At 70.4% G+C, this 15,266-nt stretch carries 13 protein-coding genes; 9 read left to right on the top strand and 4 right to left on the bottom strand.

The annotated features are described in order from the left end of the window. Positions 1–81: 81 nt before the first annotated feature. Both OG266_RS20515 and OG266_RS20510 read left to right on the top strand, forming a co-directional pair. Positions 82–594 carry a hypothetical protein gene (locus tag OG266_RS20515; RefSeq protein ID WP_371547681.1) on the top strand — a complete coding sequence of 171 codons (513 nt, stop codon included), beginning with the start codon at positions 82–84 and terminating at the stop codon, positions 592–594. A 71-nt stretch (positions 595–665) separates the two neighbouring features. Beyond that, positions 666–2,879 carry a trypsin-like serine protease gene (locus tag OG266_RS20510; RefSeq protein WP_371547678.1) on the top strand — a complete coding sequence of 738 codons (2,214 nt, stop codon included), beginning with the start codon at positions 666–668 and terminating at the stop codon, positions 2,877–2,879. Positions 2,880–2,997: 118 nt separating this feature from the next. Here OG266_RS20510 and OG266_RS20505 read toward each other — a convergent pair whose 3' ends face one another. Both OG266_RS20505 and OG266_RS20500 read right to left on the bottom strand, forming a co-directional pair. After that, positions 2,998–4,608, bottom strand: coding sequence for an ABC transporter permease (locus tag OG266_RS20505; RefSeq protein WP_371547675.1), 1,611 nt, complete (start codon positions 4,606–4,608; stop codon positions 2,998–3,000). Continuing rightward, entirely contained in the window at positions 4,605–5,519 is a 915-nt protein-coding gene (locus OG266_RS20500) for an ATP-binding cassette domain-containing protein (RefSeq protein WP_371547674.1), read from the bottom strand. Before OG266_RS20500 ends, OG266_RS20505 begins: the two co-directional genes overlap by 4 nt. A 103-nt stretch (positions 5,520–5,622) precedes the next feature. Between OG266_RS20500 and OG266_RS20495 the strand changes: the two genes are divergently transcribed. Next, a complete protein-coding gene (locus OG266_RS20495) occupies positions 5,623–6,120 on the top strand; it encodes a GbsR/MarR family transcriptional regulator (protein WP_266457505.1) in 498 nt (165 codons plus the stop codon). A 96-nt stretch (positions 6,121–6,216) separates the two neighbouring features. Here OG266_RS20495 and OG266_RS20490 read toward each other — a convergent pair whose 3' ends face one another. After that, entirely contained in the window at positions 6,217–7,734 is a 1,518-nt protein-coding gene (locus OG266_RS20490; protein ID WP_371547672.1) for an APC family permease, read from the bottom strand. A 206-nt stretch (positions 7,735–7,940) separates the two neighbouring features. Between OG266_RS20490 and eutB the strand changes: the two genes are divergently transcribed. Both eutB and eutC read left to right on the top strand, forming a co-directional pair. Next, on the top strand, positions 7,941–9,335 hold the full coding sequence (gene eutB / locus OG266_RS20485) for an ethanolamine ammonia-lyase subunit EutB (protein ID WP_266457500.1): 1,395 nt from the start codon (positions 7,941–7,943) through the stop codon (positions 9,333–9,335). Then, the gene (gene eutC / locus OG266_RS20480; protein WP_371547670.1) at positions 9,332–10,123 is read left to right on the top strand and encodes an ethanolamine ammonia-lyase subunit EutC; all 792 of its coding nucleotides are present in this window, start codon (positions 9,332–9,334) and stop codon (positions 10,121–10,123) included. Before eutB ends, eutC begins: the two co-directional genes overlap by 4 nt. Before the next feature lie 143 nt (positions 10,124–10,266). Here eutC and OG266_RS20475 read toward each other — a convergent pair whose 3' ends face one another. Then, complete coding sequence (locus tag OG266_RS20475; RefSeq protein WP_371547668.1) at positions 10,267–11,130, bottom strand: diacylglycerol kinase; 864 nt, start codon at positions 11,128–11,130, stop codon at positions 10,267–10,269. Positions 11,131–11,320: 190 nt separating this feature from the next. On the opposite strand from OG266_RS20475, the gene OG266_RS20470 reads away from it, so the two are divergent. The 4 genes from OG266_RS20470 to OG266_RS20455 all read left to right on the top strand — a co-directional run bounded on the left by OG266_RS20470 (position 11,321) and on the right by OG266_RS20455 (position 15,072). After that, positions 11,321–12,604, top strand: a complete 1,284-nt coding sequence (locus tag OG266_RS20470; protein WP_371547666.1) for an adenylosuccinate synthase — start codon at positions 11,321–11,323, stop codon at positions 12,602–12,604. Positions 12,605–12,785: 181 nt separating this feature from the next. After that, positions 12,786–13,850, top strand: coding sequence for a helix-turn-helix domain-containing protein (locus OG266_RS20465; RefSeq protein WP_371547664.1), 1,065 nt, complete (start codon positions 12,786–12,788; stop codon positions 13,848–13,850). A gap of 45 nt (positions 13,851–13,895) precedes the next feature. Beyond that, entirely contained in the window at positions 13,896–14,072 is a 177-nt protein-coding gene (locus OG266_RS20460) for a hypothetical protein (RefSeq protein WP_371547662.1), read from the top strand. A gap of 1 nt (position 14,073) precedes the next feature. Then, on the top strand, positions 14,074–15,072 hold the full coding sequence (locus tag OG266_RS20455; RefSeq protein WP_371547660.1) for a peptidoglycan-binding protein: 999 nt from the start codon (positions 14,074–14,076) through the stop codon (positions 15,070–15,072). Positions 15,073–15,266 lie beyond the last annotated feature (194 nt).

Raw genomic sequence — 15,266 nt, 5'->3', positions numbered from 1 at the left:
AGGAGGGCTTTGCAGCTTGCCGACAGGGATCTTACCTGTGCTTTACTTTCGAGAAGCCTATGTGATGAATGAGAGGAATCCATGGCGATATCCCCTGCCCGGAAGACCCTTCTGGGCGGCCTCACCGCCGCCCTCGTGGTCGGCCTCGGTGCCACCGCGCTGGCTCTCCCGCAGATCGCGCCGGCCGCCCAGAGCGCCGCCGTCGAGGGCATGCCCGACCTGGTCGAGGACTTCGACTACCCCGGTGCCGCCGAGCTCCTCGCGGACCGCGGAGTCACGCTCAAGCGCGGTGACGGGCACGTCTGGCTCACCGACGTCACCGACCTCGGCGAGTGCGCCGACCCGTCGAACATCGCGATCGAGTCCCGCAAGGGCATCTTCTGCTTCAAGACCAACGCCAAGTCCGGCTTCCTGACGCTCGAGCTGCCCGACACCTTCAGCATCTGGACACAGGACCGCCCGGTGAAGGCCACGCTGACCGCCGAGGGCACGGACACCGTCGTCAACGCGCCGGCCAACGACCTCACACCGGTCGGCGAGTCCGGCGACACCGGCCTCCGCTCGGTCCTCGTCGAGATCCGCGTCACCGGCTGACCCACGCCGGACCGGCACCGCTTCCGCGTGCGCCCGGCAGCGCGCACCACTGAACCACCAGGAACCTCTACGTGTCTCACATACGTCCACGCGTTGCGCTGACGAGCACCCTGCTCGCCGCCGGCGTCGTATCCGGGGTACTCACCGGCACCCCCGCGCAGGCCGTCACCGGCGGCACCGCCGCCACCGACACCACGTACGGCTATACCGCGCGCCTCATCATCGGCGACACGGACCGCGGCTGCTCCGGCACGCTCGTCGACTCCGAGTGGCTGCTGACGGCGGCCAGTTGCTTCGCCGATTCCACGGGCGCCGCCGCGCAGGCCGGCGTACCGAAGCTGAAGACGACCGCGACCATCGGCCGCTCCACCGACCTCGCCGGCACCGACGGTGTCGTGCGTCAGGTCGTCGAGCTCGTGCCGCGTACCGACCGTGATGTGGTGCTCGCCCGGCTGAACCGGCCGGTCACCAACGTCACCCCGATCGCCCTGGCGACCACCGCCCCCACCGCGGGCGAGGAGCTGAAGTTCGCCGGGTACGGGCGTACGAAGGCCGAATGGGCCCCGATGAAGCTGCACTCCGGCGCCTACACCGTGGACTCCGCGGACACCACCACCGCCTTGGTCACCGGCAAGGCCGGCGCGGCGGCGTGTGCGGGTGACGCCGGTGGTCCGGTGGTGCGGGGAACGGGCACCTCAGCTGCCCTCGTCGGCCTCAACACCCAGTCGTATCAGGCGGGTTGCTTCGGCATCGACGCGGCGGAGACCCGTACCGCAGGCGTCACCGCCCGCGTGGACGACCTCGCCTCGTGGGTGAGCTCCAAGGCCGGCGCCCTCCGTGTCACCGACTTCAACGGCGACGGCGTCGAGGACATCGCGATCTCCGACCCGAAGGCCACCGTCGGCTCTGCCGCCGAGGCCGGTGTGGTGCGGATCGTGTACGGCGGCGGCAAGGGCACCGTCGAGGTCAACCAGGACCTCGACTGGGTGGCCGGCGGCGCCGAGGCCACCGACTGGTTCGGTGAGGCCATCGACACCGTCGACTACAACGAGGACGGCTACACCGACCTGGTCGTCGGCACCCCCTCCGAGGACCTGGGCACCGCCACCTCGGCCGGATTCGTCGACGTCATCTACGGCGCCGCGGGCGGCATCGGCACCGGCGCGACGAAGTACACCCACTTCGAGCAGGGCGGGGGCACCGGCGCGATCGCGGGCTCGGCCGCGGAGACCGACGACCGCTTCGGCCACGCCGTCGCGGCCGGCACCACGCAGGCCGGTGAGCCCTACATCCTGGCCGGCAGCCCCGGCGAGGCCCTGGGCACCATCACGAAGGCGGGCATGGCCTTCTACATCCACGCCGGGACCAGCGTCGGCATCTCCCAGAACAGCGCGGACGTGCCCGGCGACCCCGAGACGGGCGACCGCTTCGGCGCCGCCGTTGCCGGCAACGCCAACCACCTCGCCATCGGCGGCCCGAACGAGAACGTCGGCACCAAGGCGGACGCGGGCGGTCTGTCGCTGTTCAACCACAACAAGCTGACCGCCTCCGAGAGCAGGCCGACCCCGCTCAGCGGCATCGACCAGGACCTCGCCACCGTCTCCGGCGCCGCCGAGGCGGGCGACGAGTTCGGGTACGCCCTCAGCATGACCGCGTACCGTCCCTCCGGCGCCGCGGCCGCCACCGAGTCGATCCTCGCGATCGGTTCACCCGGCGAGGCCATGACCGTCGGCACCTCGGCCAACGCCGACGCGGGCCGCGTGGTCCTGCTCCGCGTCAAGGCGGACGGCACCTGGAGCGAGCTGCGCGATCTCTGGCAGGGCACCGGCGACGACGACGTCTCGGGCACCGCCGAAGCCGGTGACCGCATGGGCGAGAGGCTCACCGCGATCAACCTCGCCCCGCGCGCGGTCGGCACGGAAGCGACGATGAAGCTCGCCGTCGGCACCCCGGGCGAGGCCATCGGCACTCTCACCAAGGCCGGCGCGGTCCACACCTTCTCGCTGCTCGGCACGGCGGGCGCCAATGACCGCTGGATCGAGGCGGGCGACGGTGACGGCGTCCCCGGCCCTGCCGGCGCCGACCAGAACCTGGGCCGCAGCATCCAGTTCACCGGCACCAAGCTCTACATCGGCACGCCCTACGGCCCGTCCACCGGTGCGCTGTACGCCCTGCCGCACTCCAACGTGACCGCCGGCGGCACCGTCGCCGCGGTCACCACGTACAAGCCCGGCACGGGCGGCCTTCCGGCCAGCGCCGCGCGCTTCGGCTACGTGGCGCGGTAATCACTCGCAACAGACGACGGGCACCCGCCCGTTGACACTCCGGGATTCCCCGAGGGCCGAGCCCGGTCCTCGGGGAATCCCGTCGTACTACCCACGCCCTGCCGCCTGGAGCCGGAACTCACCCGCTCAGATCCCGCCTCCGCAAAGCCCCCAGCCCCGCCCCCACCAACCCCACCGCGGTCCCCACCAGAACAACCACCGGCGTCCAGGCCATCTCGCCCCCCGGCAGCTTCGGAAGGTGCCCGAAGGGAGAGAGGTTCATGACGGCCTGCGGCACGTTCAGTGCGGGCCCGATCCAGCCGAGGAGGAGGGCGAGACCGGCCGCACCCCAGGCGCCGGGGGCCAGTTGGGGCGAGAGCCCGTGGAGGAGGACCGCCAGGCCGCCCAGGGTCCAGATGGCCGGGACCTGGACGAGGCAGGCCCCGAGGATGGGGCCGAGATCGGCGCCGTAGCCGAGACCGAGGCCGAGCCCGCCGAGCAGCATGATGAGGACGGTGCCGCCGAACGCGATGGCGAGGTGGCCGGAGGCCCAGCGCAGTCGCCCGACCGCCCCGGCGAGTACGGGCTCGGCCCGCTGCGAGGTCTCCTCGCCGTGCAGCCGCAGCACGGACGAGACGACGTACAGCGCGGCGACCATGCCGAGCAGCCCCACCATCGCCGCCAGGAACGCGTCCGTGATCCCGGCCTGCCCGCCCATCCGTTCGATGATCTCGCGGGTCTTGTCGTTGTCCCCGACCAGATCCGCCGCCCCCTTCGTCATCCCGCCGAAGGCGGCCCCGGCCGCGAGGAACCCGAGGCTCCAGCCCAGCACACTGCCCCGCTGGAGCCGCCAGGCGAGCGCCCCGGCCGTACGGAGGCGCCCCGAGGCGGGCCCGGGCCGGGTGGGCAGGAAGCTCATGCCGACATCGCGCCGCCCGGCGAGTTCGTAGGCGACCGCGCCCTGCACGGCGCACGCCGCGACGAACAGGAACAGCACCCACCAGCGTTCGTCCGCGAAGGCCCTGATCTCCTCCAGCCACCCCACCGGCGAGATCCAGGTCAGGGCGGAGGAGCCGTCGGTGGTGGCCGAGTCACCGGCCGCCTTCAACACGAAGGCCGCGCCCAGCAGTCCGCCCGTCAGCCCCTTCGCGAGCCGCGCGCTCTCGGTGAACTGCGCGACGATCGCCGCCATGGTCGCGAAGACCATGCCGACACCCGCGACCGCGAGCCCCAACGCCAGTGCCCCGCCGCCGCCTTGGCCCGCGAGCCCGCCCGCGACGATCAGCGCGAGCGCCCCGTTGGCGACGAACGCCGCAAGCAGCGCTGCGGTCAGCGGGGCGCGCCGCCCCACCATTCCCGCCGAGAGCATCTCCTGCCGCCCGCTCTCCTCCTCGTCACGGGTGTGCCGTACGACGATGAGCAGGCTCATGATGGCGGCGAACACCCCGGCGAAGCCGCCGATGCGCCAGGCGGTGAGCCCGCCGAGCGAGTCGCTGAACACCGGCCCGTACGTGGCCCGCAGGGAGCTGTTGGTGAGCATCTGCCGTGCCAGGTCGGCGCGTTCGGCCGGGGTGCTGTAGACGGTCTCCAGCGAGTTCGGCATGGAGAGCACCAGCAGGCCGATCACGCCGACCCAGAGCGGGATCATCACCCGGTCGCGACGCAGCGCGAACCTCAACAGGGTGCCCGTTCCGGCGAGTTGACGAGACCCTCCGGCCCGCACGGTGAAGGTCGAGGCGGTGGCGGTCATCGTGCCATCGCCCCTTCCGAAGCGCGCACGTCCTCCTGGTAGTGCCGCAGGAACAGCTCCTCCAGGGTCGGCGGCGTCGAGGTCAGCGACCGCACGCCCGAGCCCGTCAGGGAGCGCAGTACGGCATCCAGCTTGTCGGTGTCGACCTGGAGTTTGACGCGCCTGCCGTGTACGTCGAGGTCGTGGACCCCGGGCAGGTCCGCCAACCCGTTGGGCGGGCCCGCGAGTTCGGCGGTGACGCTCGTACGGGTGAGGTGGCGCAGGTCGGCGAGCGATCCGGTCTCGACGGTCCGGCCCTTGCGGATGATGCTGACCCGGTCGCAGAGTTCCTCGACCTCACTGAGGATGTGCGAGGAGAGGAGGATCGTCCGGCCGCGGTCGCGCTCCTCCTCGACGCAGCTCTGGAAGACCTCCTCCATCAGCGGGTCGAGGCCGGAGGTCGGCTCGTCCAGGATCAGCAGGTCGACGTCCGAGGCGAAGGCGGCGACGAGGGCCACCTTCTGCCGGTTGCCCTTGGAGTAGGTGCGCCCCTTCTTGGTCGGGTCGAGTTCGAACCGCTCGATGAGATCGGCCCGCCGCGCCTTGTCGAGCCCTCCCCGCAGCCGCCCGTACAGGTCGATGACCTCGCCGCCGGAGAGGTTCCGCCACAGGGTCACGTCACCGGGGACGTACGCGATCCGCCGGTGCAGTTCGACCGCGTCCGCCCAGGGGTCCCGGCCAAGGAGCTGGGCCGCGCCCGAGTCGGCGTGCAGCAGGCCGAGGAGGACCCGGATGGTGGTGGACTTCCCGGCGCCGTTCGGGCCGAGGAATCCGTGCACTTCACCGGTCTCGACGTCCAGGTCGAGGCCGTCAAGGGCGTGCGTCCTGCCGAACGACTTGTGCAGTCCGGAGACGGTGATTGCCTTCGTCATGATTCCGAACGTACGCTTCTTTCAGAAATTTGTGAAGTTAAGGAAGCGTATGAACGGCCGATACACTTAGTGGCGGTGCGTGAGCAGGGGAGATGATCCAGGGATGACCGAACCCATCGGAGCCGAACGCGACCCGGAGGCGGTCTCGAAGTTCGTCGAGGGCTTCGCGGCGCAGCTCGTCGAGGCCGGGATGACGCGTATGCCGGCCCGGGTCTTCGCGGCCCTGCTCGCCTCCGACACCGGCACCCTGACCTCCGCCGAACTCGGCGAGACCCTGCAGATCAGCCCGGCCGCGGTGTCCGGCGCGGTGCGTTATCTGGCGCAGGTGCACATGGTCTCGCGCGAGCGGGAACCCGGCTCACGGCGCGAGCGCTACCGGGTGCACAGTGATCAGTGGTACGAGGCGCTGACCAATCGCGAGGCGATTCTCAAGCGGTGGGCGTACGCGCTGCGTGAAGGCGTCGAGAGTCTCGGCGCCGATACCCCTGCTGGGCGGCGGCTTGCTGAGACTCAGGCCTTCTTCGAGTTCGTCGACGGGGAGATCGCCCTGATGATGGGGCGTTGGCGCGTCCACCGGGACCAGGTTTTCGGCCAAGGGTGAGGTCGCGTGGTGGGTGGGGAACTGCGGGCCCGCCGTGGCTGGTCGCGCAGTTCCCCGCGCCCCTGAAGGGGCGCTCCCGTCAACGGTGACAGCTCGTCACCGTTCCTTTGTCTCCTCCAGGACTGTTCGTCCCAGCAGCGCGTACCGCTCCGGAGCCCGTCGCTTCAGATAGGTCGCGTAGCCGAGGCCGCCCACCGCGACCAGTGCCACGATCCACGGGGTCGCCTTCAGGACCAGTGAGCCGGACTCCGTGCCCGCCGCGACGCCCATGTTGGACACCAGGAGCACGACCACCGCGAGCATCGCGACGCCGCCGAGGAGCGGGGCGGTGAAGGTCTTGAACCAGTGGCGGCTCTCGGGGTGGTTCTTGCGGAAGTAGGCGAGGACCGCGAAGGAGCAGACGGCCTGGACGACGAGGATCGCCATGGTGCCGAGGATGGCGAGAAGGACGTAGAGCGCGTTGTACGGGTCCTTGCCCGCGATCCAGAACGCGGCGATCAGTACGGCGCTCACGATCGTCTGCACCAGGCCGGCGATGTGCGGGGAGCCGTGCCTGGCGTGGGTGCGGCCGACGGTGTTCTTCAGTCCGGGGATGGCGCCTTCGCGGCCCAGGGCGTACATGTAGCGGGCGGCGCAGTTGTGGAAGGCCATGCCGCAGGCGAGCGAGCCGGTGATCATCAGCCACTGCATGACGTCGACGGCCCAGTGGCCCACGTACTGCTCGGTGGGGCCGAAGAAGAGGCCGAGCGGGTTGGCGGTGGCGACCTCGACGGCCTTCGACTCGCCCGTGCCCGAGATGGCCATCCAGGAGACGAAGACGTAGAAGATGCCGACGCCAAGCACCGAGATCATCGTCGCCTTGGGGATGATCTTCTTCGGGTTGCGGGACTCCTCGCCGTACATCGCCGTCGACTCGAAGCCGACCCACGACCAGAAGGCGAAGAACAGCCCGAGGCCGGCGCTGGTCCCCTTGAACGCGTTGACCGGGTTGACCGGGTCGAGGCTGAAGCCGTCCGGGCCGCCGCCGTGCAGGGCGACCGAGATCGCCATCGCCGCGAGGATCGTCACCTCGGTCGCCAGGAGTACGACAAGCAGCTTCTCGGCGACGCTGACGCCGAACCAGGTGCCGGTCGCGTTGATGGCGAGCATCAGCATCGCGAACGCCCACCACGGGACGGCAAGTCCCGTCTGGTCCTCGAGAGTTGTCGTCGCGAAGACCGAGAAGATGCCGATGAGCGCGGGCTCGAAAACGGCGTACGCGAAGGTCGCGAGGAGCCCCGAGGCGAGGCCGACGGTGCGGCCGAGGCCGTAGGAGATGAAGCCGTAGAAGGCGCCCGTGGAGGTGATGTGCTTCGCCATCGAGGTGAAGCCGACGGAAAAGATCGCCAGGACGACCATTGCGACGAGGTAGCTGGCCGGGGCGCCGATGCCGTTGCCGGCGGAGACCATGAACGGCACGTTGCCGGTCATGGCGGTGATCGGGGCCGCGGTGGCGACGGCCATGAAGACCACGCCGAGCAGGCCGATCGCGTTCGGCTTCAGCCGGTGGACGGTGCCGTCGCCCGCCCCCGTACTCGTCCCTTCCGCAGGGGCTACGCCCTCTTGAACCGCCATCGGGTGGCCCCTTTCCGCAGTCACACTTGTTGATCACTGTCTGTGCTCGATGGGCCGGAATCCTGCTGGCCGAATGATTCGCCCCGCAGGTCGGGGCGTTAAATGTGTGTCAACTAGACCTTTGGACTGCCTGGGGATCGAACGTCTGCGTTAACTCTCCGTCCGGCCATGGACCCCGGGTCCCGGCCCTTCGTACGGTCGCCGACATGACCACCTACACCGCCGCCCTCGGCGGCCGGAGCCACCGGTTCGACGGACTGGCCGCCCTGCTCGCCGCCGCGAGCCCCGAGCGGTCCGGCGACCGGCTCGCCGGGCTCGCCGCCGAGTCCGCGCAGGCGCGGGTCGCGGCGCGGTGGGCCCTGGCGGAGGTGCCGCTCGCGCAGTTTCTCGCCGAGCCGGTGATCCCGTACGAGGACGACGACGTGACCCGGCTGATCGTGGACACGCACGATGCGGCCGCGTTCGCGCCGGTGGCCGGGCTCACGGTCGGCGAGTTCCGCGAGTGGCTGCTGTCCTCGACGGCGGACGCGGGCGCCCTTGCCGCCCTGGCACCCGGTCTGACACCCGAGATGGTCGCCGCCGTCTCCAAACTCATGGGCAACGCGGACCTGGTGGCCGTCGCCCGCAAGGTGCGGGTGGTCACGGCCTTCCGCTCCACCATCGGCCTGCCCGGCCGGCTGGCCACCCGACTCCAGCCCAACCACCCCACGGACGACCCGGCGGGCGTGGCCGCGGCCCTCCTCGACGGACTCCTCCTCGGTTCCGGCGACGCCGTCATCGGCATCAATCCGGCGACCGACAGCCCCAAGGCGGTACGGGATCTCCTGGAACTCCTGGACGGCGTGATCGCCCGCTACGACATCCCCACCCAGTCCTGCGTCCTGTGCCACGTCACCACCAGCATCGACCTGATGGAACGCGGCGCCCCCGTCGACCTCGTCTTCCAGTCCATCGCCGGTACGCAGGCCGCGAACGCCTCCTTCGGCGTCACCCTCGGCCTGCTCGACGAGGCGCATGAGGGGGCGAAGGCGCTGGGCCGCGGCACCGTCGGGCACAACGCCCTCTACTTCGAGACCGGCCAGGGCAGCGCACTGTCCGCCGACGCGCACCACGGCGTGGACCAGCAGACGGTGGAGGCCCGCGCGTACGCCGTGGCCCGCCGCTACGACCCGCTCCTCGTGAACACCGTCGTCGGCTTCATCGGCCCGGAGTACCTGTACGACGGCCGCCAGATCCTGCGGGCGGCCCTGGAGGACCACTTCTGCGGCAAGCTCCTCGGCCTGCCCATGGGCCTGGACATCTGCTACACGAACCACGCCGACGCCGATGACGACGACATCGCGACCATGCTGACCATGCTCGGCGTCGCGGGCGCCTCCTTCGTGATCTGCACCCCGGGCGGCGACGACATCATGCTCAACTACCAATCCGCCTCGTACCACGACGCGTTGTACCTGCGCGAGGTGCTCGGCCTGCGCCCGGCACCGGAGTTCGAAGCGTGGCTGGAGCGGATCGGGCTCCTTGACGACGGGGGCGGGATACGGGACGTCGCCGGTACGGCACATCCCCTGATGACGATCGGCAAGGAGCTGGCGGCATGACGGATCGTCAATTGGCCGACCTTGTACGGGCCTTGGTGGTACCCGAGTCGGACGCCGCGATGTGGGCGAGCCTGCGCACGCACACTCAGGCCCGTATCGGGCTCGGGCGGGCGGGCTCGGCTCTGCCTACGCGGCACCGTCTTGAGCTCCAGGCCGCGCATGCCGCCGCGCGGGACGCGGTGCACTCGCCGTTCGAACCGGAGCTGGTTGCTGCCGCGCTGACGGGAGTTCCGACGGTACGGGTCCGGAGTGCCGCGCCCGACCGGCTCACGTATCTCCAGCGGCCGGATCTGGGGCGCCGGCTCGACGACCTCGACCGGGCGCACCTTCCCCGCGGAGACTGGGACGTGGTGTTCGTGGTCGCCGACGGGTTGTCCAGCCGGGCCGTGCACGAGCACGCGGCGGCGGTGATCCGTGCGACGACCTCGCTGTTGCCGGGGGACTGGAGCGTCGCTCCGGTCGTCCTCGCGGAACAGGCTCGCGTGGCCCTCGGGGACGACATCGCCCACGCTCTTGGCGCCACGATGGTCGTCGTCCTCATCGGCGAACGCCCCGGTATGTCCGCGGCGGACTCCCTGGGCGCGTACCTGACGTACGCCCCCGTCCCGGGCACCACGACGGACGCCGATCGCAACTGCCTCTCCAACATCCGGCCGCCGCTGGGGCTGTCCCACGGGGCGGCCGCGGCCAAGCTGGCGGCGCTGATGGGGAGGGCGCGGGAGCTTGGGGCGACGGGGGTGGCGCTGAAGGACGAGTTCTCGCCCCCTCCGCCCCTACCCGTCCCGTAGTTCCGGGCTCCGCCCGGTTTCAGCCCGTCCGGCGTTTGAGGACGAGGCCGTTCAGGCCGATAGCGGGGGTCTGGGGGCGGCAGCCCCCAGGTACGGGACGGGTAGGGGCGGAGGGGGCGAAAAAACCACCTCCCACCCACCCGTCACCCAACCGGCAACGTAAGCCCCCAAGCCCCCTCCCGAACCACCCACGTCCGAGTCCGCACAGGCCCCCCGACCACCGCATCCGCCCGATAACGAAAATCCGCCCCGGACACGGTCACCCGCCGCCCCACAACCCGCAGCGGAGCAACCGCCGCCCCCACGGACACCGGCCGCACCTCCACCTCCGCACCCCCGAGCACCCCCGGAGTCACGGAAACCGCCTCCACGGGCTGATCAAGGTCGACGAGGAGCACCCCGTCCACCTCGACCCGAAGCCGGAACGGCCCGGGCGCGGCCACGGAGGCCCCGACGCGCCCCGGCCGCGAGGCCAGCGTCCGGACCAGCGACTGGCAGGTCCGCAGCCAGGGCAGCCGCCCGTCGGACAACCCGGCGACGGGCACGGGCGCCGAGACGGGGTCCAGAGACGGCACGGACGGAATCCGCAGCGCCCCCACCACCACCCCGTCACTGTCGTCCACCAGCAGATCCATCCGCCGCTCCACCCCGTCGAGCACGGCCCGAGCCGCCGCCACCGCCCCCATGGGCACCCCCAGCGACCGGGCGAGCGACAGCACACCCCCCACCGGCACGAGGGACACCGCACACGCCCCCAGCGCCCGCTGCCGGTGCAAAAGGGACACAGCGCGCAGCAGTGCCCGGTCGTCCCCGACGACAACGGGCCGCCGGGACCCCCGACGGGCCAGTGCGCGAGCAAATTCCTCAGGCCCGTCGGGGAGGCACACTTTCGTGGCCGCACCCGCGCTGAGCACGTCTTTTGCGATCCGTACCGACTCACCGTCACTGTGACGGGCGACCGGGTCGATGACCACCAGGAGCTGGTCGGAAGGCGCCACCTCGGTCATGCCTCGCTTCCTCGGGTAGCATCTTTGTGCAAGAGCCCCTTGCGCTATTGCGCCAGGGGCTTCGTCTATTCCGGGGCATCCGGTCCGACGGTCGCGGCCAAAGGTGGTCGCCGGCGTACGCAGCCGTGCACAAATCAGCCGCGTACGTCTCCGACCTTGGACATGCCCCGCCCGGAAGGGGTGTACGCGCGTGCCCGCACTTGTGCTGCTCGGTGCTCAGTGGGGTGACGAAGGCAAGGGAAAGGCCACGGACCTGCTCGGCGGTTCTGTGGATTATGTGGTGCGCTACCAGGGCGGCAACAACGCCGGCCATACGGTAGTCGTGGGCGATCAGAAGTACGCCCTTCACCTCCTCCCTTCCGGGATCCTCACACCGGAGTGCACTCCGGTCATCGGAAACGGAGTCGTCATCGACCCGTCGGTCCTGTTCTCCGAGCTGAACGGACTGAACGAGCGAGGCGTCGACACGTCCAAGCTCCTGATCAGCGGAAACGCGCACATCATCACGCCTTACAACGTGACGGTGGACAAGGTGACGGAACGCTTCCTCGGGAAGCGGAAGATCGGCACCACCGGGCGCGGTATCGGCCCGACGTACGCGGACAAGATCAACCGCGTGGGCATCCGCGTCCAGGACCTGTACGACGAGTCGATCCTGACGCAGAAGGTCGAAGCGGCCCTCGACGGCAAGAACCAGCTCCTCACCAAGGTCTTCAACCGCCGCGCCATCGAGGCGGAGCAGGTCGTCGAGGAACTGCTGACCTACGCGGACCGGCTCAAGCCGTACGTCGCGGACACCGTGCTGCTCCTCAACAAGGCGCTCGACGACAACAAGGTCGTGCTCTTCGAGGGCGGCCAGGGCACGCTGCTCGACATCGACCACGGCACGTATCCCTTCGTCACGTCCTCGAACCCCACCGCGGGCGGGGCGTGCACCGGATCGGGCGTCGGCCCGACGAAGATCAGCCGCGTCATCGGCATCCTCAAGGCGTACACGACCCGCGTCGGCGCGGGCCCGTTCCCGACCGAGCTCTTCGACGCGGACGGCGACGCGCTGCGCCGCATCGGCGGCGAGCGGGGCGTCACGACGGGCCGCGACCGCCGCTGCGGCTGGTTCGACGCCGTCATCGCCCGCTACGCGACGCGCGTCAACGGCCTGACCGACTTCTTCCTCACCAAGCTGGACGTGCTGACCGGCTGGGAGGAGATCCCGGTCTGCGTGGCGTACGAGATCGACGGCAAGCGCGTCGAGGAACTCCCGTACTCCCAGACCGACTTCCACCACGCGAAGCCGATCTACGAGACCCTCCCGGGCTGGTCCGAGGACATCACCAAGGCGAAGTCCTTCTCCGACCTCCCGAAGAACGCCCAGGCGTACGTCAAGGCGCTCGAGGACATGTCAGGCGCCCCGATCTCCGCGATCGGCGTCGGCCCGGGCCGCGACGAGACGATCGAGATCAACTCGTTCATCTAGTCCGGCAGTCCGACGGTCTTTGCTTGTAGCAGTACGTCGACGAGCAGCACGTCGATGAGCGTCCCGGTGGCCCTTCCGGCCACCGGGACCTCTGCGTTCACGGGCCCCCACGTCCATCGGACGTTTATGCGCGCTTGTTATCCCTGACCCCACGCGTACTCATTCATCCAGGGGGAGATCAGTGGGCGCAGACGGGCTGGTTCTGGACGCGGAAGCGTGGGCACAGGTGCTGACCGGGTTGTACGGACCGGTGAGCACGCGCGTCGACCCGGGGGAGGGGTTCCGCGCGGCGGTGCGGGTGAGGGAGCTGGGCGCCGTGCGGGTGTCCGCGGTGCGCTGCCCGCCCGTGGAGGTACGGGCGGCCGCCGGGCCGTGCGACGAACGCGCCGCCCGCCACCACCTCGCGCTGGTGCTGGGCGGTGAGCTCGTGCTCGACCAGGCGGGGCGTACGGCCAGGGCCGGGCGGGGTGACCTGGTGCTGTTCGACACCGGCCGCCCGTTCCGGCTGCGGCCGACCGCGCCGTGGAACGCGGTGGTCACCGCGCATCTGGCACCGACCCCGCCGACCCGACCGACCCCGTCGTCCTTACCGTCCCCGCCCCCGCCGCCGGGTGGCCCGAGGCAACTGGTGGCGCGGGAGTTACCGGGCCGCGAAGGGGTGGCCGCGCTGGTCGCGGGGTTCCTGGCGGGCCTGGCGCGTGACGCGACCCCGTACCGGCCGTGCGAGGAGCTGCGGTTGGGCATGGTGGTGACCGACCTGGTCGGGGCCCTGCGCGACCAGTGGCTCGGCGAGGAGGACCCGGAGCCGCCGGTGCTGCTGCCGCGCATCCAGGCGTACGTCCTGCGCCATCTCGGGGACGGCGGGCTGACGCCGGACCGGGTCGCCGCCGCGCACCACATCTCCACCCGCTATCTGCACCGCCTCTTCCAGCGGCAGGGGCTCACTGTCGCCGCCTGGATCAAGGCACAGCGGCTGGAGCGATGCCGACGCGACCTGGCCGACCCGCACCTGCGCCGGCTGCCCCTCTACGCCATCGGTGCGCGCTGGGGCTTCGCCAACGCGGCCGACTTCAGCCGGGCGTTCCGCACCGCGTACGGCATCACACCCACGTGCTTCCGCGAAGGCGAAGGCGAAGGCGAAGGCGAAGGCGTGGGCGAGCCCGCGGTGCGGGTGCGCTCACTGCCAAGGAACAGTGCGCGCAGCGCCAACGACAGTCACGCGACGCCTCAGCAGACTCATCGGTAAGAGGAGGCGCGGCAGTCGCCGCCCTCACCAGACATGGGGGACAGCATGGCCGAGAGCGAAGCGAAAGCAGCAGCGGCGGCGGTGAGCGAACAGAAGCCGGTGGAGCCGCGCGGCGGCGCCGGACTGTTCGACGTCGACCCCGACCAGACCGGGGTGAGCCAGGACCCGAAGGTCGTCGTCAAGGGTGACATCGCCGTCTTCCCCGAGAACGGGGGCCTGTGACATGGGATCCGTCGAAGGCATGCTCGCGCAGATGCGCAAGCTGATCGGCACCGGTGAGAACCCGCCCGGCTCGAACACCAACCTCATCACCAAGTGGTACGGCTTCAACGACGCGTGGTGCGACATGACCGTCAGCTACGCCGCCGCGCACTCGGACAACCTGAGCGCGGTCATGGGCAAGTTCGCGTGGACGGTCGCGCACGCGAAGGCCTTCCAGTCCAAGGGCCGCTGGCACTACGGGGTCGGCGGCATCCGCGCGGGCGACATCATATTCTTCGACTGGAGCGGCACCCGGTCCATCAACAACATCGACCACGTCGGCGTGGTCGAGGCCGTGCACTCCAACGGCAAGATCACCACCATCGAGGGCAACACCAGCGACAAGTGCATGCGCCGGGACCGCTACGCCTCCGAGATCGTGGGCTACGGCCGCCCCTCCTACGGCAACGCCCAGCCGCTGCCCTCCACCGACGGAATGCTGCGCCGCGGCTCGAAGGGCGCCGCCGTCAAGACCCTCCAGCAGAACCTCAACACGGTCATGGCGTCGAAGCTGGTGGTCGACGGGGACTTCGGCGCCGCCACCGAGTCGGCGGTGAAGTCGTTCCAGAAGAAGTACGGCCTCTCGTCCGACGGTGTGTACGGGCCGGCCTCGGCGGCCATGATGAAGTCCGCGCTCAAGGGCGGCACCAAGCCGCAGAAGCCCACCCCGCGGCCGCCCGCCGCCGGAAAGCTCACGGTCGACGGCCAGTTCGGCCCCTCGACCTGCGCCGCGCTCCAGCGTTCGCTCAACAAGCACGGCGCGAAGCTGTCCGTCGACGGATCCTTCGGGACGCTGACCAAGAAGGCCCTGCAGAGCTATCTGAAGGTGACCGCGGACGGCGTGATCGGCCCGAACACGGTCAAGGCCCTGCAGAAGAAGGTGGGCTCGGGCGTCGACGGCCAGTGGGGCAACGACACCACCCGCCACCTCCAACTGGCCCTCAACGCAGGCAAGTTCTGACCTCTGAGGGGCGTCCGTCCGCCGGGCGCCCCGCAGTGTCCGGGTGACTGACCGCGCGAACCCGGTCCACGGGGGCGCGGTTTCGTCATGCCGTGTCATGCCCATCCTTGACTCGGACATGGCCTGTTCCTGGTTCCCGACAGGCTGAGACGCGACGACTATCTACGCGTGTAACCCCCGTCGCCCCAGTCCCA

The sequence above is a fragment of the Streptomyces sp. NBC_00554 genome (genome assembly GCF_041431135.1).
Lineage (GTDB): Bacteria > Actinomycetota > Actinomycetes > Streptomycetales > Streptomycetaceae > Streptomyces.
The sequence above is the reverse complement of the archived record's forward strand: the minus strand, read 5'-3'. Positions and strand labels throughout refer to the sequence as shown.